The following is a 20,854-nucleotide window of genomic DNA, read 5'->3' as shown; positions in this document are numbered from 1 at the left end:
GGTTTGAACATTGAAACTCCATGGTCTCGAGCGAGTCCGATTAAGCGTCACACTAATTTTTGGAGGGATTATGAAACTATTGACGAGCATAATGATTGCGCTGACATCTTCAGTAGCACTTGCTGATACACAGATCGAGCTTTATGAAGTGGACAAACAGGGAACCGGCAAAAGCCTGGGAACCGTAGCAGTACATCAATCAGCATTTGGTCTGGTTTTTACCCCGGATTTAAAATCGTTAACACCCGGTTTGCATGGCTTTCATGTGCATCAGAATCCAAGCTGTGATGCCGCTGAAAAAGACGGTGAAATGGTGCCTGCATTAGCCGCTGGTGGTCATTATGATCCCTACGATACTGGTAAGCACGACACCCCTTGGGGCAGTGGTCATGCCGGTGACTTGCCACCGTTGTATGTAGCCGATGATGGAACAGCAACTCATCCAGTGCTTGCACCACGCTTGACGCTTAAAGATTTACAAGGGCGTTCATTAATGATTCATGCTGGTGGTGACAATCACTCTGATCATCCTAAACCCTTAGGTGGTGGCGGTGCCCGAGTCGCCTGCGGTGTAACGGAATAATCTCCGTCAACTAGATAAATCAGTAATCAGACCGGAAGCAAGATTGAAATATTAAGTCCGCCTTCCGGTCTGTTTGTTGCAATAATCTCGCCGCCGTGGATTTCAATAGCACGATGAGCAATCGTCAGCCCCAGACCGATACCATCTTGCTGGTGGTTGTCACGACTGCGAAAGAACGGCTGAAAAATTTGCTGTAAATCCTGTTCAGCAATTCCCGGACCCTGATCTTCTATAGTGATTTGCCAATGACCGGCTAATTTTTCAGTGGTTAGTTGGATCACTCCATTTTCAGGTGAATACTTAATCGCATTGCGCAAAACATTTTCAATAGCACTATGAATAAGCTCAGGGCGTGCAAACAGACTGATTTGCTCAAAAGTATTGTGCGTTATCTGAACATGTTTATTCTGGGCTTCAAAACGAGCGTCCTCCACAATATCCAGCAGCATTTCTGTTAGATCGAAAAGTTGTCTTTCATCATTTTCAGTTGTCGGATTTTCCAGACGAGATAAATTCAGCAACTCACCGATGAGATGATCGATACGCTCGGATTCACGTTCAACCCGATCCAGCATTTTTGCGGTTTTATCCGGACTTTGCTGTGCCAAACCAATCGCAGCCTGCATCCGTGCCAAGGGTGAACGTAACTCATGAGAAACGTCGTGGAGTAATCGTTTCTGTGCATTCAGCAACTGGCTTATGCGCCCGGTCATATAATCAAAGTTCTGCCCCAGTTCAGCCAATTCATCACGACGTTTTCCCATAGCCGGGCTAATTCGGGTATCCAGTTTGCCATCTGCAACATCATTAAAGGCTTTCTTTAGAATACGGATGGGTTTGGTAAACCACCAGGCCAGTAAAGCACTGAATAATAATCCCGACATCAACCACATGCCCAGTAATAATAAGAGTGGTGGTTTAGGAGGTTTGGGCCGATCCAGCTTCTGGCCGAGTTTTTCAGGGGAGGGGATAAATAACAGCAAGGCTCTGCCATCTTCCAAAATTACTTGTTGGACAGAGCGTATTCTTTGATTTTCAAATAATAATTGTCTCGTCGTTGCCAGTAATTGCGGATCAATATTCCGTTGCAGAATATCCTGATTATCCTGATTAACGGCGAAAAGCTTAATGCCATTACGTTGTTGTTCATGGAGGTACTTTTTTAGCGGCTCGATACCGGCATAACGCGCTATATCAGCCGCACTGTCGACAAGGTCTGTAGCTTTCCAGCCCATTTGCACCGGAATTGCCTCGAAGGACTGACGTTCTGCATTATGGCGTAGCCACATGCCACTGGCGACACCAATACTCGTCAGTAATAAAGCCAATAAAAAAACAAAAAAGAATTTCCAGAATAAACTTCGCATTACTTAATCAACTGATAACCTTTACCACGGACTGTCTGAATATAAGAATGGCCATCCTGTTGTTCTCCCAGCTTATGCCGAATACTGCTCATATGCACATCAATACTGCGATCAAAGCGTGCCAGCGGCCGGCCTAATGCTGCTTCTGATAATGCATTTTTACTGACGACCTGACCGGCATTTCTTGCAAGGGATTCCAACAGGCTGAATTCGGTACTGGTCAGTTCCAGCGCGGTATCAAACCATAAGGCTTTACGTTGTTGAGGCCAGAGTTGTAACGGACCCGTTTGAATAACGGTTTCATCCTGTTGCTGTTGTCGGGTGATTTCACTGCGCCGCAAAATAGCTTTGATTCGAGCAATTAATTCTCTGGGAGTACAGGGTTTAGGTACATAGTCATCGGCCCCAGATTCCAGTCCCATGATGCGATCAACATCGTCACCCTTTGCGGTAAACATTAAAATGGGCACATGACTTTGCTGACGGATGAGTTTTAATACTTCAGTGCCACTCATATCAGGCAACATCACATCCAGAATCACAATGTCGAAATCTCCCTGCAAGGCAAGCTGCAGCCCTTCTGTTGCTGTATCTGCAGTGCGAACCTGAAACTTCTCTTCCTCCAGATAGTCTTGAAATAGACCAGAAAGAATCACATCATCATCAATAATTAATACTTTGCTCACAGAGATGTCCTGTTATTTTTTTAAAGTAATGATACGTCCGCAAATATTAATCAGCTAATTGTAAATCAGTGTTTTACCTGAATTTACATATCAAAACAGTCATTAACAGTTAATCCATCAATACTGTCTGCAACCTGTCGAACGACAGTATTTCGTTAAAAAAAATAACCTTTTTAGGAGAATACCTATGCGTAGCAAATTAATGGCGCTCAGTTTGATTCCAGCTTTATTTTTAGCAGTACCTGCCATGGCCGATAAACATAAAAGCTGTGGTGAAGGCAGTAAATACAGCGATATGAAGAAAATGCACGGTGAACATGATGGTATCCCTCTTATGTTGCAAGGCATTGATTTAAACGAGGATCAAAAATCAGAAATCAAAAAATTAGTTGAGGCTCAGCAAACTGATAAAAGAAATGATATGAAGTCGCACTGGGAGCTGCGCAAGAAATTAAACCAATTGGCTTTTAATGATCGTCTGGATCAAAACAAGCTAGAAGCCATAATCAATGAAGCCACAGAATCTCATGCCGACAGATTAGCTAAAAAAGCTAAATTGAATAATGCGATTTTCAATGTGCTAACAGCAGAACAAAAACAGCAGCTGAAGCAGAAAATGGCCGACTCTGAAAACCGTAACAAGCCTTGAATAAAATTACTTACCTCATCCTGACAATGAATGCAGGATGAGGTTTTTATGGGCGTTGTTCAGGATTTCTTTTGAAGCAGTGAAATTACTGAAGCTGTTTGCGGACGCACACCACGCCAGATATAAAAGGCTTCTGCGGCCTGTTCAACCAGCATGCCCATACCATCAATTGTCTTGGCTGCATTATGTGTTTTAGCCCATTTGATAAATGCTGTATCAGCTTCGCTGTACATCATGTCATAACAGCAGGCGCCACTTGCCAGCACCGTATCAGGCAAAGGAGGCACTTCACCCTGTAAACTGGCTGCGGTGGCATTAATCACCACATCAAATTCACCGTCAATGTCATCAAATCCACCGCCATGAACATTGCCCAGATGGGCAAACAGCTCGGCAAGGTGAATGGATTTTGAAGCCGTTCTGTTGGCAATAAATATTCCGAGCGGTTTGTATTCAAGTAGGGGCGCGATCACGCCACGTGAAGCGCCACCGGCTCCAAGTAATAAAATTCTTTTGCCGGTAAGCTCCACCTGATGATTGACCGCTAAATCACGGCAAAGACCAATGCCATCTGTATTGTCACCAAACAAGCTGCCATCACTATTGAATACAACGGTATTAACTGCTCCAGCCAATTCGGCCCGGGCAGATTTTTGCTGGGTTATCTCCCAGACCTGCTCCTTAAATGGCACCGTTACATTGATGCCTTTTAACTTAAGCACGTCGCGAAGCTGTTGAAGACTGTTATGCAGTCCGTCCAACTGTACTTCAATCGCTGTATATTCAATATCCTCACCGGTTTGTCTGGCAAACGCGGCATGAATCAGCGGGGATTTACTATGGTGGATCGGGTTACCGATCACGGCGTATTTATCTGTCATGATTTAGCGCTGTAACTGTTGTGCAATATCTTTAGCGAAATAGGTGAGGATACCGTCTGCACCCGCACGTTTAAATGCCAGCAGGCTTTCCATAATCACTTCTTCACTGAGCCAGCCTTTCAACGTTGCTGCCTTGAGCATCGCATATTCACCACTGACCTGATAAACAAAAGTGGGTTTCTGGAAAGACTGTTTCACCCGGTACAAGACATCAAGATAGGGCATGCCGGGTTTAACCATCACCATATCAGCACCTTCCTGAATATCCAATGCGACTTCATGTAAAGCCTCATCAGAATTGGCTGGATCCATCTGATAACTGAATTTATTGCCACCGGCTAAATTCCCTGCACTGCCCACAGCATCGCGAAATGGTCCATAAAAACTGGAGGCATATTTAGCGGAGTAAGCCATGATACGAGTATGTATGTGCCCGGCATTTTCCAGCGTGTTACGTATCGCGCCAATACGTCCATCCATCATATCGGAGGGAGCGACTACATCGGCTCCTGCCTCGGCATGAGATAACGCCTGTTTGATTAATACTTCCACCGTTTCATCATTAATAATATAGGCGTTGTCATCAATCAGCCCATCCTGACCGTGAGTGGTAAAAGGATCCAGAGCAACATCAGTCATTACCCCCAAATCGGGGAAGGCTTTTTTTAAGGCTCTGACAGCGCGTTGCGCCAGACCATCGGGATTAAACGCTTCTGCAGCATCCAGTGACTTCTGCTCCAATGGGGTCACTGGAAACAATGCCATCATCGGAATACCCAATTTGTGAATGATTTCAGCTTCCTGAAGCAGCAAATCAATGCTCAATCTCTCCATCCCAGGCATTGAAGTGACTTTTTCTCGTTGATTTTTGCCTTCGAGTACAAAGCAGGGATAAATCAGATCATCGACGGTGAGCTGATGCTCTCGAACCAGTCGCCGGGAAAAGTCATCTTTGCGCAAACGGCGGGGTCTTTGTTGTGGAAAAGCGGAAAAATTAAAATACTGTTGGGTCATAAGTTCTGCCAGGTAAATAAGCTGCGCTTCATACTACCGCTGGCAAGGTAACTTGTCATCGTTTTTAGCGTGGACGCATAGGCTGCAGATAGGCTAAAATTGCAAAGATTTTGTCCGGGGAGAACGTCGTCCCCTGTTCCTTTTTTATCTGGTGGAGGTTCCCCTTGCGTACAACTGCGCTACTTGCTCTTGAAGATGGCACGGTCTTTCACGGCGAATCAATCGGTGCTGTGGGCCAGTCAGTTGGTGAAGTGGTCTTCAACACCGCGATGACAGGTTATCAGGAAATTATTACCGACCCGTCGTATTGCCGCCAAATCGTCACCCTGACTTATCCGCATATCGGTAACGTTGGCGTCAATAAAGACGATGAAGAATCTGACCAGGTGTATGCCAGTGGTTTAATCATTCGCGAACTTTCACCGGTCATGTCCAGCTGGCGTGGTGAAGAAGCTTTGGATAAATATCTTGAGCGCCAGAATGTAGTCGGACTGGCTGGTATTGATACCCGGCGGCTGACCCGTCTGTTACGGGAAAAAGGTGCGCAAAAAGGCTGCATCGTTGCTGGCGATAATATTGATGTTGATGCGGCAATTGCTGCGGCCAAAGCCTTTGCTGGTTTGAAAGGCATGGATCTGGCCAAAGAAGTTTCAACCAAACAGGCTTATGAGTGGACTGATGGTATCTGGCACATCGACAACCAGTCTCGTAAAGCCGAGCCGCGTTTTCATGTGGTTGCCTATGATTATGGCATCAAGAAAAACATCATGCGTATGCTTACCGAACGTGGCTGCAAATTGACAGTAGTGCCTGCACAAATGCCTGCTGAAGAAGTCATGAAGTTGAATCCTGATGGTATTTTCCTGGCCAATGGCCCGGGTGATCCAGAACCTTGTGATTATGCGATTAAGGCGATTCAGTATTTCCTCGATAAAGAGATGCCGATTTTTGGTATCTGTCTGGGACATCAATTACTGGCATTGGCCTGTGGTGCCAAAACCGAAAAAATGAAATTCGGTCATCATGGGGCGAATCATCCGGTTCAGGAATTGCTGGCAGGTCTGGTGATGATTACCAGTCAGAATCACAGTTTTGCTGTAGATGAATCCACTCTGCCTGACACCGTTGAAACCACTCATCGTTCTTTATTTGATGGAACATTGCAGGGTATTCATCATAAAACCAAACCGGCTTTCAGCTTCCAGGGACATCCGGAAGCCAGCCCTGGTCCACAGGATGCATCACCTCTATTCGATCACTTTATCGACCTACTCGAACAAGCGACAGGTAAATAACACATAATGGCTAAACGTACTGATATTCAAAGCATTCTGATTCTGGGTGCTGGTCCGATTGTTATCGGTCAGGCCTGCGAATTTGATTATTCTGGCGCACAGGCTTGTAAAGCCCTGCGAGAAGAAGGTTATCGCGTCATTCTGGTCAATTCCAACCCGGCCACTATCATGACTGACCCAAATATGGCTGATGCGACATATATTGAGCCAGTTACCTGGGAAGCAGTCAGCAAGGTTATCGAAGTTGAACGTCCCGATGCGATATTGCCAACCATGGGAGGCCAAACCGCGTTGAACTGTGCATTGGCACTGGAAAAACATGGCGTTTTGGAAAAATATGGCGTCGAGATGATCGGTGCTGACAGTGAAGCCATAAATAAGGCCGAAGATCGCGATTTGTTCCGCGCGGCGATGCGTAAAATTGGTCTGGATATGCCGCAATCGGATATTGCGCACTCCCTTGATGAAGCGCTTGAAGTTCAACAGAAATTTGGTTTCCCGGTCATTATCCGGCCGTCATTTACCATGGGCGGCAGCGGTGGCGGAATTGCCTATAACCGTGAAGACTTTGTCGATATCTGCCAGCGTGGCTTATATCTCAGCCCGACCTCAGAATTGCTGATTGAAGAGTCAATCATCGGCTGGAAAGAATACGAAATGGAAGTGGTGCGTGACAAAAAAGATAACGCCATCATTATCTGTTCCATTGAAAACTTTGATGCAATGGGCGTGCATACTGGTGACTCAATCACTGTGGCACCTGCCCAGACGCTGACCGATAAAGAATACCAAATCATGCGTAATGCCTCGCTGGCAGTTTTGCGTGAGATTGGCGTGGAAACCGGTGGTTCGAACGTGCAGTTTGCGGTAAATCCGGAAACCGGTCGTTTGATCATTATCGAAATGAATCCACGGGTGTCACGCTCATCGGCTTTGGCTTCGAAAGCCACCGGTTTTCCAATTGCCAAAGTCGCTGCCAAACTGGCAGTGGGTTACACACTGGATGAATTACAGAACGAAATTACCGGCAATGCGACACCAACGTCATTTGAACCGACTATTGATTATGTCGTCACTAAAATTCCACGTTTTACCTTTGAAAAATTCCCGTTGGCGGATAACCGTCTGAGCACTCAGATGAAATCTGTCGGTGAAGTGATGGCCATTGGTCGTAATTTCCAGGAGTCTTTACAGAAAGCATTACGTGGTCTTGAAACAGATCGGGATGGTTTTAACGAAATTCTGGATCTGAAAGCCGAAAATACCGCTGAAGTATTACGCCGTGAATTAAGTTTGCCTGGCTCCGATCGTCTTTGGTACGTAGGTGATGCTTTCCGTTATGGAATGGGCTTTGACGAAGTTCAGCAGCTAACACATATTGATCCGTGGTTCCTGATTCAGATTCAGGAGCTGGTGGAAATTGAAAATCAGCTTAAAGAGCGTTCGTTAAACGATATTGATGAAGCTGAAATGCGCGCGTTGAAGCGCAAAGGTTTCGCTGATTCACGACTGGCAAAATTGTTACACAAAACAGAAAAACAATTTCGCAGCCATCGTCATGCATTGGGAGTTCGTCCGGTGTATAAACGGGTTGATACCTGTGCAGCTGAATTTTCAACCTCTACTGCCTATATGTACTCAACCTATGACGAAGAGTGCGAAGCCAATCCGACTAATCGTGACAAAATCATGATTTTAGGTGGTGGTCCTAACCGTATTGGTCAGGGTATTGAGTTTGATTATTGTTGTGTTCACGCCGCGCTGGCGTTACGCGAAGATGGTTACGAAACCATTATGGTCAACTGTAATCCAGAAACCGTTTCCACCGATTACGACACATCGGATCGACTATATTTTGAGTCACTGACGCTGGAAGACGTACTGGAAATTGTTGCGCTGGAAAAACCTAAAGGCGTGATCGTCCAGTTCGGTGGTCAGACACCATTGAAACTGGCGCGTGCACTTGAAGCTGCCGGTGTGCCAATTATTGGTACTTCGCCGGATGCCATTGACCATGCAGAAGATCGCGAACGGTTCCAGCAAATGGTCGAAAAACTCGGCTTACTGCAACCGCCAAATCGTTTGGCACATTCAGTTGATACCGCTGTGTCACTGGCGGCAGAAATCGGTTATCCATTAGTGGTTCGTCCATCTTATGTATTGGGTGGCCGTGCAATGGAAATCGTTTATAACGAAGAAGAGTTACAACGTTATATGCTGACTGCGGTATCGGTTTCCAATGATTCTCCGGTATTACTGGATCGTTTCCTGGATGACGCCATTGAGGTCGATGTCGATGCAATTTGTGACGGTAAGGAAGTGCTTATCGGCGGCATTATGGAACATATCGAACAGGCGGGTGTTCATTCCGGTGACTCTGCCTGCGCCTTACCCCCTTACAGTCTGAGTCAGGAAGTCATGGATCAGTTACGGGTACAGGTGAAACAGATGGCACTTGAACTGGGCGTAGTGGGACTTATGAATACCCAGTTTGCCATTCAGGGTGACCGTATATTTATTCTGGAAGTGAACCCACGCGCATCACGTACCGTGCCATATGTATCTAAATCGATTGGTGTACCGCTGGCTAAAGTTGCTGCACGCTGTATGGCCGGTATGAGCCTGGCAGAGCAGGGTGTAACTAAAGAAGTGATTCCGTCTTACTATTCGGTTAAAGAAGCGGTGTTCCCATTCATCAAGTTCCAGGGTGTGGATCCGATTCTTGGACCGGAAATGAAATCCACTGGTGAAGTAATGGGCGTGGGCCGTACTTTCGGTGAGGCTTTTGCCAAATCCCAGTTAGCGGCATCGGTGAGTCTGCCGGTTGGAGGTAAAGCCTTTATTTCAGTGCGTGATGCCGACAAACAATCGGTTATCAAGATTGCCAAAGATTTGTTAGGCTTGGGTTTCTCGTTGCTGGCCACGCGAGGCACACAACAAACGCTGATGGAGGCCGATGTGCCCTGTGAGCGAGTTAAAAAAGTCGCAGAAGGTCAGCCGCATATTGTGGATATGATTAAAAACGATGAAATTGCCCTGATTGTGAATACAACAGAAGGTCGTCAGGCCGTTGCGGATTCAAGAGAAATACGCCGCGCTGCATTGCAACATCAGGTGAACTACACCACAACATTAGCCGCTGCTCGTGCCACAATTCTGGCCCTGCATTGCGAAGACAGTGTCTCGGTGAATCGTTTACAGTCATTACATGGAGAATTGAATTAATGGCCGTACCAATAACAGAACGCGGTGCTCAGGCACTGAAAACTGAATTACATGAACTGAAAACCGTTAAACGTCCAGCCGTGGTGGATGCGATTTCTGAAGCCCGTGCGCATGGCGATTTAAAAGAAAATGCTGAATACCATGCAGCCCGTGAACAGCAAAGTTTTATTGAGGGCCGTATTCAGGAACTTGAATCGACTTTGGCTGATTGTCAGATAATTGATCCCACTTCGTTGCCTAAAGATGGCCGTGTTGTGTTTGGTGTTACGGTCGATTTGCTGAATATCGATACTGATGAAGAAAAGCAGTATCAGATCGTGGGCGATTATGAATCCGATATTAAATTGAACCGTATCTCAATTTCTTCACCTATTGCACGGGCATTGATCGGCAAGGAAATTGACGATGTAGCAACTGTCCAGGCGCCGGGTGGTGCAATCGAATATGAAATTACCGGCATTCATTATCTGGGCTAACGGTTGAATCGTTCTGAAACTATTGGCGAACGCTTATTACTGACACTGTGGGTAGGCGCTTTATGGTCAGTCGGTTATCTTGCTGTTCCGCTGGCTTTTATCAGCCTTGAGACATTGGTGGCCGCAGATTATGCGGCCAAACTGTTTTTTGCAGTGAATGTTATTGGCATAATCAGTGGTACGCTGATTCTTCTGGGCAAAATAATTATTCAGCGTGGCCGGGCAATACATTCCTGGCGTTTCTGGATTTTGATGGCCATGTTGGTGATTACCTTGATATTCAGCATGTATATACAGCCTGAGATGGCCAGCATAAAAACGGTCGATAACTGGCGTCTAGAGACCAATCTCGCCGAGCGCTTTGAATGGTTACATATGCTGAGTCAGAACCTGTATCTGATGTTGAGTATTGCCGGATTATTGTTAGTACTGAGTACTGACAAAATCCACGTGGCAGAGAAGAGCTGAAATGGCACGCAGTAAATCCAGCACAAATTGGCTGAAAGAACATTTTGACGATCCTTATGTCAAAAAAGCACAGCAGAAAGGTTACCGTTCCAGAGCAACCTTCAAACTGGAAGAAATCGATCAGAAAGACAAATTAATACGCAACGGCATGTCGGTGGTCGACCTTGGTTCGGCGCCGGGCGGATGGTCTGATTATGCTTTGCATAGGGTCGGTGACAAAGGTAAAGTTATCGCATTGGATATTTTACCGATGACGCCTTTGACTGGAGTACATTTCATCGAAGGTGATTTTCGTGAGGATCATGTACTCGAAAAACTGAATGAAGTATTGGCCGGACAATCAATAGACCTTGTATTATCGGATATGGCCCCCAATATGACAGGTGTAGGCGCAATCGATCAGCCGGGTAGTATGTATCTTGTCGAACTGGCATTGGATTTTGCTATTAATAACTTGAGTAAACAGGGTGATTTTCTGGTCAAAGTTTTTCAGGGTGAAGGCTTTGATGAATTTTTGAAGTCTATGCGGTCACATTTTAATAAAGTGACAACCCGTAAACCTGATGCTTCACGTGCTCGCAGCCGTGAGGTATATCTACTCGGACGTGGACTGAAATGACAGTAAAAAGACTAACGTTACTAGGGGTAACAAACATTGAGTGACATGATGAAAAATATTGTTTTATGGGTCGTCATCGCGATGGTATTGATGTCGGTATTTAACAATTTCGGTCCGCAGCAAAGCAAGCAGAGCGAAATGGATTACTCGACCTTTATCAGCAGTGTGAAAAATGGCGGGGTCTCCAGTGTGGATATCCAGGGTCGGACGATCACCGGCAAATTATCGGATGGCAGTAACTTTACTACCTACAGTCCAGATTACGATCCAGGCCTGATTGGTGATTTGCTGGATAACGGAGTGGCTATCAAAGCTGAACCAGCAGAAAAAACCGGTCTGCTAATGCAGATATTTATTTCATGGTTCCCAATGTTGTTACTGATTGGTGTGTGGATTTTCTTCATGCGTCAGATGCAAGGTGGCGGTGGTAAAAACCCCATGTCGTTTGGCAAAAGCAAAGCCCGCATGTTGAATGAAGATCAGGTTAAAGTGACCTTCAAAGATGTTGCTGGCGTCGAGGAAGCTAAAGAAGAAGTTCATGAATTAGTCGACTTCTTGCGTGATCCAGGCAAATTCCAGAAGCTGGGTGGACGCATTCCACGCGGTATTCTGATGGTTGGTTCGCCAGGTACTGGTAAAACATTATTAGCCAAAGCGATTGCCGGTGAAGCGAAAGTACCTTTCTTTACTATTTCGGGTTCTGATTTCGTTGAAATGTTTGTTGGTGTCGGTGCCTCACGGGTTCGTGACATGTTTGAACAAGCAAAAAAACATGCACCATGTATTATCTTTATCGATGAGATTGATGCCGTCGGTCGTCACCGTGGAGCCGGTATGGGCGGTGGTAATGATGAACGTGAGCAGACACTGAATCAGTTGTTGGTTGAGATGGATGGTTTTGAAGGTAATGAAGGCGTCATTATTATTGCCGCCACCAACCGTCCTGACGTACTTGATCCCGCCTTATTGCGTCCGGGTCGCTTCGACAGACAGGTAGTAGTGCCATTACCGGATATTCGTGGACGTGAACAGATTCTGAAAGTTCATATGGGTAAAGTGCCCGCTGATGAAGATGTTGATCCAAGTGTCATTGCACGTGGAACGCCAGGCTTTTCAGGTGCTGACCTTGCCAATCTGGTGAATGAAGCTGCTTTATTTGCGGCCCGCACCAACAAACGCCTGGTATCAATGGTGGATTTGGAGTTAGCCAAAGATAAAATTATGATGGGTGCTGAACGTCGCTCAATGGTCATGAGTGATAAAGAAAAAGAACTGACGGCCTATCATGAAGCCGGTCACGCCATTGTTGGGCGCAGTGTACCGGGCCACGATCCAGTGTATAAAGTGAGTATCATCCCTCGTGGTCGTGCGCTGGGTGTAACGATGTTTTTACCGATCGAAGACAGATACAGTTACACCAAACAACAATTGGAAAGTCAGATTTCAAGCCTGTATGGCGGTCGACTGGCTGAAGAAATGATTTTTGGTGCTGAAGCAGTGACTACTGGTGCCTCAAATGATATTCAGCGGGCAACAGAACTGGCACACAATATGGTCACCAAATGGGGACTATCGGACAATATGGGGCCTTTATCTTATGGTGAAGAAGAAGGCGAAGTTTTTCTGGGTCGCAGTGTTACCCAGCACAAGTCAGTATCTGATTTGACAGCTAAACAGATTGATGAAGATGTTCGTGCATTGATTACCAGGAATTATGATCGTGCCAAAAATATTCTGACTGAAAATGCTGATAAATTGCACACCATGGCAAAACTTCTGATCAAATACGAAACGATTGATAGCGATCAGATAGATGCGATCATGGAAGGACGTGAACCAGGTGCACCTAAGGGTTGGGATGATAAATCATCGACTCCACCACCATCCGCTAAAGCAGATGAAGATGGCCCGGAACCTACAGGCAAACCTGCTGATCAATTAAACTGAGAAAAGTTAAATCATGATGATGGATTTTGCGGGCAAATCTCTGGATTTGTCCGCTCCGCACGTTATGGGCATCGTCAATGTAACGCCCGACTCCTTTTCGGATGGCGGGCGTTTTTTTTCGGCTGATAAAGCCCTCGAACAAGCTCGAAAACTGGTTGCTGATGGCGCTACTATTATTGATATTGGTGGCGAATCGACTCGTCCCGGCTCTGAACCTGTTGGTGTTGAAGAAGAAATTCGCCGAGTGGTGCCTGCAATAGAAGCCATTCATGCTGAGCTTGATGTGGTTATTTCAATTGATACCATGAAGGCTGAGGTGATGCGTGCTGCAGTCACTGCTGGAGCGAGCCTGATAAACGATGTAAATGCATTGCGTGGTGATGGGGCATTACAGGCAGCTGCAGAACTGGGCGTGCCGGTGTGCCTGATGCATATGCAGGGCTCACCTCAAACCATGCAACAACAGCCCCACTATTCCGATGTGGTCAGTGAAGTAAATGAATTTCTGTCTGAGCGGGTTGCTGCCTGTGAAGCAGCGGGAATCTCGCGTTCAAAGATTATTCTGGACCCGGGATTTGGCTTTGGTAAAAATGCCCGTCATAATCTGCGATTAATGAAGCATCTATCGGTGATAACGGAATCGGATCTGCCTGTGCTGGTCGGCGTTTCACGAAAATCCATTATCGGTGCGATGCTCAATATATCGGTTGAAGAACGATTGGCGGGAAGCCTGGCTCTGGCATCGATAGCGATATGGCAAGGCGCAAAGATCATACGCAGTCATGATGTCCGGGAAACCGTACAGGCAGTCCGATTGTGTGAACATGTAATGCAGGTTAACGATTTTGACTGAACAAAAACGACGTTATTTTGGTACTGATGGCATCAGAGGAAGAGTAGGCGATGGCGCCATTACACCTGACTTTGTATTAAAACTCGGCTGGGCGATTGGACGTGTGTTGGCGAAGGAACGTAACAGCAAGGTTTTGATCGGTAAAGACACCAGAATATCCGGTTATATGTTTGAATCCGCATTACAGGCAGGCCTTTCAGCCGCTGGTGTAGATGTATATTTAATGGGGCCAATGCCAACCCCCGCAGTAGCTTATCTAACCCGCACATTTCATGCCCAGGCAGGCATTGTAATCAGTGCCTCGCATAATCCCTATCATGATAATGGCATTAAATTCTTCTCTGATAAGGGAACCAAGTTACCGGATTCAGTTGAACTGGCGATTGAGGCAATGCTTGACCAGCCGATTAGAACGGTTGATTCTGCCTATTTAGGCAAGGCCCACCGTATTGCTGATGCTGCAGGACGTTATATTGAGTTTTGTAAAAGCACCATTTCGACTGGGGTTGATTTATCCAATCTGAAAATTGTGGTGGATTGCGCTCATGGTGCCACTTATCACATCGCACCAAACGTATTCCGTGAACTGGGTGCCGAAGTCATTTTGATGGGCGCCGAGCCGGATGGTCTGAATATCAATCAGAATTGTGGTTCGACTGAACCGCGATTACTGCAAGCCAGCGTTCTCGAGCATAAAGCTGATTTGGGTATTGCTCTGGATGGCGATGGTGACCGCCTTATCATGGTGGATCATCAGGGCGAGCTGGTAGATGGTGATGATATTCTGTTTATCATTGCCCGTGGAAGACAACGTGTTGGTCTGGATAGAGGCCATGTGGTCGGTACACAGATGTCGAATCTGGGATTGCAACATGCCTTGGAAAAACACGACATTATTCTGCATCGGGCAAATGTCGGTGATCGTTATGTGATGGAGAAGCTGCAACAGGTTGAAGGACTGATTGGTGGCGAGGCCTCAGGACATATTATCTGTCTGGATAAAACCAGCACGGGGGATGGTATTGTTGCAGCATTGCAGGTACTGGCTGAAATCCAGCAAACGGGTAGCAGCCTGCATGAACTGTGCTCTGCTGTCATAAAATATCCACAACGTCTTGTTAATGTACGTATTGATAAGCTGGTTAATTTACGGGATTATCCGGAAATTCAAACGGCTGTAGAAGAAGTGGAGAAAACACTTGGTCAGGAAGGGCGAGTGCTGCTGAGAGCTTCCGGAACAGAACCGGTTATAAGAGTAATGGTTGAGGGGCACGATGCAACCCGCACGAACCAGTTAGCCAAGTCTCTGGCCGAACAAATTGAGATAATATTACAACGTTAGATAAGTAATTCTATGCCAACAGAGTGAGCGGAGAGGACATTGCTTTATCTTCGGTCTGTCGGTACCCTTTATAATTAATTCTTATTGAGAGTAGGTGTCTGTGCGCAAACCGCTGGTCGCTGGTAACTGGAAAATGAACGGCTCTAGCGCAAGCAACAAATTGTTGCTTGATGCGATACTGGCGCAAAGAGACTCCTTTGCTTCAGTTGATGTCGCTTTATTCCCTCCTGCACTATATATACAACAGGTTCAGTCTGCTTTATCCGGTACAGGAATGTATTGGGGGACGCAAAATGTGTCGCAATTTGATTCTGGTGCTTATACCGGTGAAATTTCAGCGGCAATGTTGCATGACTTTAGTTGTCAGTATGTGTTGATTGGTCATTCCGAACGACGTTGCCTGTATGCAGAGCTAAATCTGGATCAGGTTTTTCTTGATCATATCATCGCAGAAAAATATGAAATGTCCGTCAAGCATGGCATTACCCCCATTATCTGTATTGGTGAAAGCCCGGAAGAACACTCCATGGGCCGCACCGAAGAAATGGTGGCACGCTTGATGGATATAGTGATTGCGCAACAAGGGGTCAAAGCGCTGTCAAAAGTGGTATTGGCATATGAACCTGTCTGGGCAATCGGAACAGGTAAGACAGCCAGCCCGGAATGGGCGCAGGATGTACATTCGTTCATGCGTCAGCGGGTGGCAAAACATGATGCGAATATTGCCGCATCACTCAGAATACTTTACGGCGGCAGCGTAAAAGGTAATAATGCTGCTCCATTATTTGCCAAGCCCGATATTGATGGTGGATTAATCGGCGGCGGCTCTAGAGATGCCGATGAATTTGTAAAAATCTGTCAGGCTGCAGTTCAAAATTAGGAAGTTAAATGGATGCGTTGATTCTGGTGGTTCACATTGTGATCTCACTATTGTTAGTTGGTTTGATCTTAATCCAGCACGGTAAAGGTGCTGATGCCGGTGCTGCATTTGGCGGCGGTGGCAGTGGCGGCGGTGGGGCTTCTTCAAGCCTGTTTGGGAGTCAGGGCTCTGCATCTTTCCTGAGTCGTAGCAGCGCCATTCTGGCCACAGTATTTTTTATTACCAGTCTGACATTGGCTTATCTTGCTGGTAACGCTGATCGTGTTCAGAGTGTTACTGACTCAGTGGTAATTGAACAGCCTGCAGAAGAAAGTCCTGCGGATCTCCCAGACTTTCCATAAAAATCCCTCACAGTTAATTGCCGTCGTGGTGAAATTGGTAGACACGCTATCTTGAGGGGGTAGTGCCTTAGGGTGTGCCGGTTCGACTCCGGCCGACGGCACCAATATATAAAAACCCGCCAGTGAATAAAATCGCTGAGCGGGTTTTTTATTTTTGAATATAATCGGCAAATTCCAAATTGTTAGCCCAATAAGTCGATTTATAGAAAGCGTATTATTGGTGATTAACCTGTCGACGATGCTTTTTCCACATACCTGCAATAAAGAATATTAACGCTATCCAGATTAATCCAAAGGTTATCAGCCTTTCCGGTGGGTAGGCTTCTTTGAGCACAAAAACACCAATCACAAATTGAATTGTCGGGTTGATGTACATAATAAACCCCACTACTGATAAATCGACTCGACTGGCCGCCATGGCAAATAGAACCAAAGGCAGAGCAGTGAGAAAACCTGAACCAATAAGTAGCAACGTTAATTGTGAGCTCTCACCAAATGCGAGATTGTAATCAACGTTTGTTGATTGCCAAAGGATCCAGAACAGCGCAACAGGGGCCAACCATAAGGTTTCAATGGTCAAGCCGTTTACGCCATCGACAGGATGTTTTTTTCGAATGAGTCCATAAAGTGCAAATGCCAGGGCCAACGATAAGCCTACCCATGGAATGCTCCCCAGGCTGACCCATTCCCACAAAACCGCAATTGTGGCCAGCACCCCGGCCCATGCCTGTAAAGGATGCAGCTGTTCTTTAAGTAACCATCTCGCCAATAACAGACTCATTACCGGGGTAATGAAATATCCCAGGCTGGCTTCTAGCACACGATGCTGTGAAACTGCCCAGATAAATATCAACCAATTTACCGCAATAAGTAATGATGATAACGCCAGCCACAATAATAATTTTTTATCGGCAAAAGTCTTAATCAACTTACGGCCGCGGCCCAGTAAAAGGCCTACCACCGTGGTGGCAAGTAAAGACCAGAGAATTCGGTGCGACAACACTTCAACGGCTGATACGCTATTGAGATAACTGAAATAAAGTGGGAAGCTGCCCCAGATAACGTATGCAGCAATGGCGAAAATCAGTCCATACATAAAGTAAATCGCTTAAAGATAATGTTATTGATGACCTTGGCTAAAAGGCTTGAGGTTGTACATATTAACGAAATGGCTATGCTAGGGTCTTTTTAAGTAATTAAACCCATGAACGATACTTAAAAGAGTATGGTTACAAAAAATATAAACGTAATAATTAAGATGGTATGAATTGGATAGGTAGACCGGGTGTTAAGCAATAAACTCAACCAATTGCAGAGTCGACTTAATAAGTCTCGAAGAGCAGGATATCTTGCACCACTGCGAATTGCATTGTTTTATGCCATTTTTGCCACATTATGGATTATTTTTTCAGATCAACTTATAGAACGGTTCACCCGAGATCCCCTGTTATTGTCACGTTTACAAACATACAAGGGATTACTGTTTGTCACTATCACGACCATCCTGGTCTGGTTGATGACCCAACGTTCATGGTTATCGCAAAATAAACTTATTGCTGCATTGCAGGATAGTCAATCAAGGTTATGTTTGATCTTTGATAATGTGTCATGCGGGATACTGGAATGCGATCTGCAAGGGCGAATTACTTTCAGTAATCAAGCCCATCATGAGATTCTGGGCGTTAAACCTAATGAGTTGATCGGATCCCATATCTGGGATTATCAACCGGATGAAACCACTCAACAGCAATTTAAACGATTGTTCGATAATTTGGTGATCCATCAGCCATCACCAGATTTAATGGTTACCACCAATCTTAGCCAGCAAGGTCAGCAAAAAATTCTGGAATATAGCTGGGACTATATTTATGACGAGCTGGGTGATTTGACGGGGCTAATTGCCGTTATTTCTGACATTACCACACGTAAACAGCAGGAAGAACGAATACTTCATCTGGCGCAATACGATACGTTAACGAGCCTGCCTAATCGCTTTCTGGCATTGGATCGTTTATCCCAACGGCTGAAGTTGGCCCACCCCAATAAAGACATGGTGGGTGTGTTATGTATGGATTTAGATGATTTTAAAAAAATTAACGAATCATTGGGACATTCTGCCGGCGATGCCTTACTGATCCAGGTCACAAAGCGTATTCAGACGCATATTCGCCATGGTGACACTCTTGGTCGGCTTGGTGGTGATGAATTTATTGTGTTGCTGACCGACCTGCAGACAACGGAGGAAATTACGCAAATTGTTGAAAATCTGATTCAGCAATTTCGCTTGCCTTTCAGCATTGATGGGCAATCTCTCACAATGACCTTAAGTATTGGTGTTGCCATTCATCCTGTGGATGGAAATGATGCTTCACAATTACTCAGACAAGCTGATGCAGCCATGTTTTATGCTAAAAGTAATGGGCGTAATACTTTTACATATTACACCGAGTCAATGAACCGTGATGCAACCCGCCGATTATTGATAGAGCAACAGATGTATGGAGCTTTGGAAAGAGGCGAGTTTTATCTGTTTTATCAACCACAGATTGAGTTGGCAACGGGGAAAATGATTGGTGCTGAAGCCTTGTTACGTTGGCAAAACGATCAGTTGGGTCCCATCGGTCCTGATGAGTTTATACCTGTTGCTGAGCAAACCGGTCTGATTGTCTCGATTGGCGAATTTGTGATGCATTCAGCTATAAAAATGGCATCAAAATGGCAGGCGCTTCAGCCAGATTTTCGCATGGCGATCAACCTTTCTCCCTGTCAGTTTCGTGACCCTGGATTGTTAGGTTTTGTAGAGCAGCAGCTACTGCAATACCCAGTTCAGCCCAATACGCTGGAATTGGAAATAACCGAGGGTGTATTACTTAGCGGCTACCTGATGACTGATGAGTTATTTCAGTCTTTTACTGCTAAGGGAATTGAGATGGCGATGGACGATTTTGGTACTGGCTATTCATCACTTAGCTATCTGCGGCGCTATCCTTTTGCCATATTAAAAATCGATCGAAGCTTTATTAACGATATGACAACTGATCCAGCCGATAGGGAATTGGTTAATGCCAGCATTGCCATGGCGCATGGGCTTGGCCTGAAAGTCGTTGCTGAAGGTGTGGAGACTGAAGAGCAGGCAAACTCCCTCAAAATAATGAATTGCGATTATGTGCAGGGATATTATTTCAGCAAACCGATTACCCCTGATGAATTAATCTCAAAGCTGGAGAATTATGTTCATGAATAAATGCATCTAAATGCACGCTTCAAATACAGCCCGTTAATGTGTACTATCGGGAGTTGATCAAATAATTTTGATTTCGTAAAAACAATAATAATTATCAGGTGTCACAAAGACACTACATCTCGGAAGAGTGGAAGGGCGGCATGTTAGAGGGATACCTCCCCATTTTGTTGTTTATTATCATTGGCATTGGCTTCGGTGTGATGCCTCTTATTGCGGGCTTTATTATCGGGCCACAGCGCCCTGATGCCGAAAAACGCTCCAGCTATGAATGTGGCTTTGAACCTTTTGAAGACACGCATGGCAGATTTGATGTGCGTTATTACCTGGTTGCCATTCTGTTTATCATTTTCGATCTGGAAATCGCCTTTTTATTCCCTTGGGCTATCGTGCTCGATGAAATCGGGGTGTTTGGTTTGCTGGCCATGTTCCTGTTTCTGGGGATTCTGGTAGTAGGCTTCATCTATGAATGGAAAAAAGGAGCCCTGGAATGGGAATAGAGGGCGTTCTTCACGAAGGTATAGTCACCACTTCTGCAGATAAATTAATTAACTGGGCCCGGACCGGTTCTTTATGGCCGATGACCTTTGGTCTGGCATGTTGTGCGGTTGAAATGATGCATGCCGGAGCTTCACGTTATGATCTGGATCGTTTCGGGGTAGTGTTTCGGCCCAGTCCCCGTCAGTCGGATGTGATGATTGTGGCTGGCACCCTTGTTAACAAAATGGCACCGGCATTACGCAAGGTCTATGACCAGATGTCCGAACCTCGCTGGGTTATTTCAATGGGATCCTGTGCTAATGGCGGTGGCTACTACCATTATTCCTATTCAGTCGTTCGGGGCTGTGATCGGATAGTACCGGTGGATATTTATGTGCCGGGTTGTCCGCCAACTGCTGAAGCCTTACTCTACGGTATTATTCAGTTACAGAAAAAGATTCAACGTACCAATACCATCGCTAAAAGCTCACAAGCATAAGGTTGTTG

20 protein-coding genes and 1 tRNA gene are annotated in these 20,854 nt (G+C 45.7%); 16 read left to right on the top strand and 5 right to left on the bottom strand.

Annotation, left to right across the window (positions count from 1 at the left end; genetic code table 11):
* The first annotated feature begins 70 nt into the window (after positions 1-70).
* The gene (gene sodC, locus B4F66_RS11860) at positions 71-583 is read left to right on the top strand and encodes a superoxide dismutase [Cu-Zn] SodC (RefSeq protein WP_292353689.1); all 513 of its coding nucleotides are present in this window, start codon (positions 71-73) and stop codon (positions 581-583) included.
* A 26-nt stretch (positions 584-609) separates the two neighbouring features.
* Here the strand turns inward: sodC and B4F66_RS11855 are convergent, their stop codons facing one another.
* Complete coding sequence (locus tag B4F66_RS11855) at positions 610-1,950, bottom strand: sensor histidine kinase (protein ID WP_292353690.1); 1,341 nt, start codon at positions 1,948-1,950, stop codon at positions 610-612.
* Positions 1,950-2,636 carry a response regulator transcription factor gene (locus B4F66_RS11850; RefSeq protein ID WP_292353691.1) on the bottom strand — a complete coding sequence of 229 codons (687 nt, stop codon included), beginning with the start codon at positions 2,634-2,636 and terminating at the stop codon, positions 1,950-1,952. The genes B4F66_RS11855 and B4F66_RS11850 overlap by 1 nt, the downstream gene beginning before the upstream one ends.
* Positions 2,637-2,883: 247 nt before the next feature.
* Between B4F66_RS11850 and B4F66_RS11845 the strand changes: the two genes are divergently transcribed.
* Positions 2,884-3,285, top strand: a complete 402-nt coding sequence (locus tag B4F66_RS11845) for a Spy/CpxP family protein refolding chaperone (protein WP_292353692.1) — start codon at positions 2,884-2,886, stop codon at positions 3,283-3,285.
* Positions 3,286-3,344: 59 nt separating this feature from the next.
* On the opposite strand, the gene aroE is transcribed toward B4F66_RS11845, so the two are convergent.
* Together aroE and hemB are read right to left on the bottom strand one after the other, a co-directional pair.
* Positions 3,345-4,166: a shikimate dehydrogenase gene (gene aroE, locus B4F66_RS11840; RefSeq protein ID WP_292353693.1), complete on the bottom strand. Its 822-nt coding sequence runs from the start codon at positions 4,164-4,166 to the stop codon at positions 3,345-3,347.
* 3 nt (positions 4,167-4,169) lie between these two features.
* Complete coding sequence (gene hemB / locus B4F66_RS11835; RefSeq protein WP_292353694.1) at positions 4,170-5,180, bottom strand: porphobilinogen synthase; 1,011 nt, start codon at positions 5,178-5,180, stop codon at positions 4,170-4,172.
* Between the two features lie 164 nt (positions 5,181-5,344).
* Here hemB and carA point away from each other — a divergent pair, with 164 nt between their 5' ends.
* The 11 genes from carA (at position 5,345) to B4F66_RS11780 (ending at position 16,730) form a co-directional block, all read left to right on the top strand.
* Complete coding sequence (gene carA, locus B4F66_RS11830; RefSeq protein WP_292353695.1) at positions 5,345-6,475, top strand: glutamine-hydrolyzing carbamoyl-phosphate synthase small subunit; 1,131 nt, start codon at positions 5,345-5,347, stop codon at positions 6,473-6,475.
* A gap of 6 nt (positions 6,476-6,481) precedes the next feature.
* Positions 6,482-9,700, top strand: coding sequence for a carbamoyl-phosphate synthase large subunit (gene carB / locus B4F66_RS11825; protein WP_292353696.1), 3,219 nt, complete (start codon positions 6,482-6,484; stop codon positions 9,698-9,700).
* The gene (gene greA, locus B4F66_RS11820) at positions 9,700-10,176 is read left to right on the top strand and encodes a transcription elongation factor GreA (RefSeq protein WP_292353697.1); all 477 of its coding nucleotides are present in this window, start codon (positions 9,700-9,702) and stop codon (positions 10,174-10,176) included. Before carB ends, greA begins: the two co-directional genes overlap by 1 nt.
* Positions 10,177-10,179: 3 nt before the next feature.
* Positions 10,180-10,644, top strand: coding sequence for a DUF4149 domain-containing protein (locus tag B4F66_RS11815; protein ID WP_292353698.1), 465 nt, complete (start codon positions 10,180-10,182; stop codon positions 10,642-10,644).
* Position 10,645: 1 nt separating this feature from the next.
* Positions 10,646-11,263 (top strand): 23S rRNA (uridine(2552)-2'-O)-methyltransferase RlmE, encoded by a 618-nt coding sequence (rlmE, locus tag B4F66_RS11810; protein WP_292353699.1) that lies wholly within the window; start codon positions 10,646-10,648, stop codon positions 11,261-11,263.
* Between the two features lie 45 nt (positions 11,264-11,308).
* Complete coding sequence (gene ftsH / locus B4F66_RS11805) at positions 11,309-13,210, top strand: ATP-dependent zinc metalloprotease FtsH (RefSeq protein ID WP_292354101.1); 1,902 nt, start codon at positions 11,309-11,311, stop codon at positions 13,208-13,210.
* Positions 13,211-13,223: 13 nt separating this feature from the next.
* Positions 13,224-14,063 (top strand): dihydropteroate synthase, encoded by an 840-nt coding sequence (gene folP / locus B4F66_RS11800; RefSeq protein ID WP_292353700.1) that lies wholly within the window; start codon positions 13,224-13,226, stop codon positions 14,061-14,063.
* Positions 14,056-15,405 (top strand): phosphoglucosamine mutase, encoded by a 1,350-nt coding sequence (glmM, locus tag B4F66_RS11795; RefSeq protein WP_292353701.1) that lies wholly within the window; start codon positions 14,056-14,058, stop codon positions 15,403-15,405. Before folP ends, glmM begins: the two co-directional genes overlap by 8 nt.
* Positions 15,406-15,505: 100 nt before the next feature.
* Entirely contained in the window at positions 15,506-16,285 is a 780-nt protein-coding gene (gene tpiA, locus B4F66_RS11790; protein ID WP_292353702.1) for a triose-phosphate isomerase, read from the top strand.
* Positions 16,286-16,293: 8 nt separating this feature from the next.
* Positions 16,294-16,626: a preprotein translocase subunit SecG gene (gene secG / locus B4F66_RS11785; RefSeq protein ID WP_292353703.1), complete on the top strand. Its 333-nt coding sequence runs from the start codon at positions 16,294-16,296 to the stop codon at positions 16,624-16,626.
* A gap of 19 nt (positions 16,627-16,645) precedes the next feature.
* A tRNA-Leu gene (locus tag B4F66_RS11780) sits at positions 16,646-16,730 on the top strand.
* A 110-nt stretch (positions 16,731-16,840) separates the two neighbouring features.
* On the opposite strand, the gene rarD is transcribed toward B4F66_RS11780, so the two are convergent.
* Complete coding sequence (gene rarD, locus B4F66_RS11775; protein WP_292353704.1) at positions 16,841-17,722, bottom strand: EamA family transporter RarD; 882 nt, start codon at positions 17,720-17,722, stop codon at positions 16,841-16,843.
* Between the two features lie 189 nt (positions 17,723-17,911).
* Between rarD and B4F66_RS11770 the strand changes: the two genes are divergently transcribed.
* The 3 genes from B4F66_RS11770 to nuoB all read left to right on the top strand — a co-directional run bounded on the left by B4F66_RS11770 (position 17,912) and on the right by nuoB (position 20,846).
* Positions 17,912-19,870 (top strand): putative bifunctional diguanylate cyclase/phosphodiesterase, encoded by a 1,959-nt coding sequence (locus B4F66_RS11770; protein WP_292353705.1) that lies wholly within the window; start codon positions 17,912-17,914, stop codon positions 19,868-19,870.
* Between the two features lie 140 nt (positions 19,871-20,010).
* Positions 20,011-20,367, top strand: coding sequence for an NADH-quinone oxidoreductase subunit A (locus tag B4F66_RS11765; RefSeq protein ID WP_292353706.1), 357 nt, complete (start codon positions 20,011-20,013; stop codon positions 20,365-20,367).
* Complete coding sequence (nuoB, locus tag B4F66_RS11760; RefSeq protein ID WP_292353707.1) at positions 20,358-20,846, top strand: NuoB/complex I 20 kDa subunit family protein; 489 nt, start codon at positions 20,358-20,360, stop codon at positions 20,844-20,846. Before B4F66_RS11765 ends, nuoB begins: the two co-directional genes overlap by 10 nt.
* Positions 20,847-20,854 lie beyond the last annotated feature (8 nt).

This window comes from Methylophaga sp. UBA3603, from assembly GCF_002375335.1.
GTDB lineage: Bacteria > Pseudomonadota > Gammaproteobacteria > Nitrosococcales > Methylophagaceae > Methylophaga.
Note: the sequence above shows the minus strand (reverse complement) of the source record. Positions and strands in the feature narration are given on the sequence as shown.

Excerpts from the sequence above, each read along its gene's own strand:
- sodC (WP_292353689.1), top strand. The coding sequence starts at position 71 with ATGAAACTATTGACGAGCATAATGATTGCGCTGACATCTTCAGTAGCA.
- B4F66_RS11855 (WP_292353690.1), bottom strand. The coding sequence starts at position 1,950 with ATGCGAAGTTTATTCTGGAAATTCTTTTTTGTTTTTTTATTGGCTTTA.
- B4F66_RS11845 (WP_292353692.1), top strand. The coding sequence starts at position 2,884 with ATGGCCGATAAACATAAAAGCTGTGGTGAAGGCAGTAAATACAGCGAT.
- aroE (WP_292353693.1), bottom strand. The coding sequence starts at position 4,166 with ATGACAGATAAATACGCCGTGATCGGTAACCCGATCCACCATAGTAAA.
- hemB (WP_292353694.1), bottom strand. The coding sequence starts at position 5,180 with ATGACCCAACAGTATTTTAATTTTTCCGCTTTTCCACAACAAAGACCC.
- carB (WP_292353696.1), top strand. The coding sequence starts at position 6,482 with ATGGCTAAACGTACTGATATTCAAAGCATTCTGATTCTGGGTGCTGGT.
- greA (WP_292353697.1), top strand. The coding sequence starts at position 9,700 with ATGGCCGTACCAATAACAGAACGCGGTGCTCAGGCACTGAAAACTGAA.
- rlmE (WP_292353699.1), top strand. The coding sequence starts at position 10,646 with ATGGCACGCAGTAAATCCAGCACAAATTGGCTGAAAGAACATTTTGAC.
- ftsH (WP_292354101.1), top strand. The coding sequence starts at position 11,309 with ATGATGAAAAATATTGTTTTATGGGTCGTCATCGCGATGGTATTGATG.
- folP (WP_292353700.1), top strand. The coding sequence starts at position 13,224 with ATGATGATGGATTTTGCGGGCAAATCTCTGGATTTGTCCGCTCCGCAC.
- secG (WP_292353703.1), top strand. The coding sequence starts at position 16,294 with ATGGATGCGTTGATTCTGGTGGTTCACATTGTGATCTCACTATTGTTA.
- rarD (WP_292353704.1), bottom strand. The coding sequence starts at position 17,722 with ATGTATGGACTGATTTTCGCCATTGCTGCATACGTTATCTGGGGCAGC.
- B4F66_RS11765 (WP_292353706.1), top strand. The coding sequence starts at position 20,011 with ATGTTAGAGGGATACCTCCCCATTTTGTTGTTTATTATCATTGGCATT.
- nuoB (WP_292353707.1), top strand. The coding sequence starts at position 20,358 with ATGGGAATAGAGGGCGTTCTTCACGAAGGTATAGTCACCACTTCTGCA.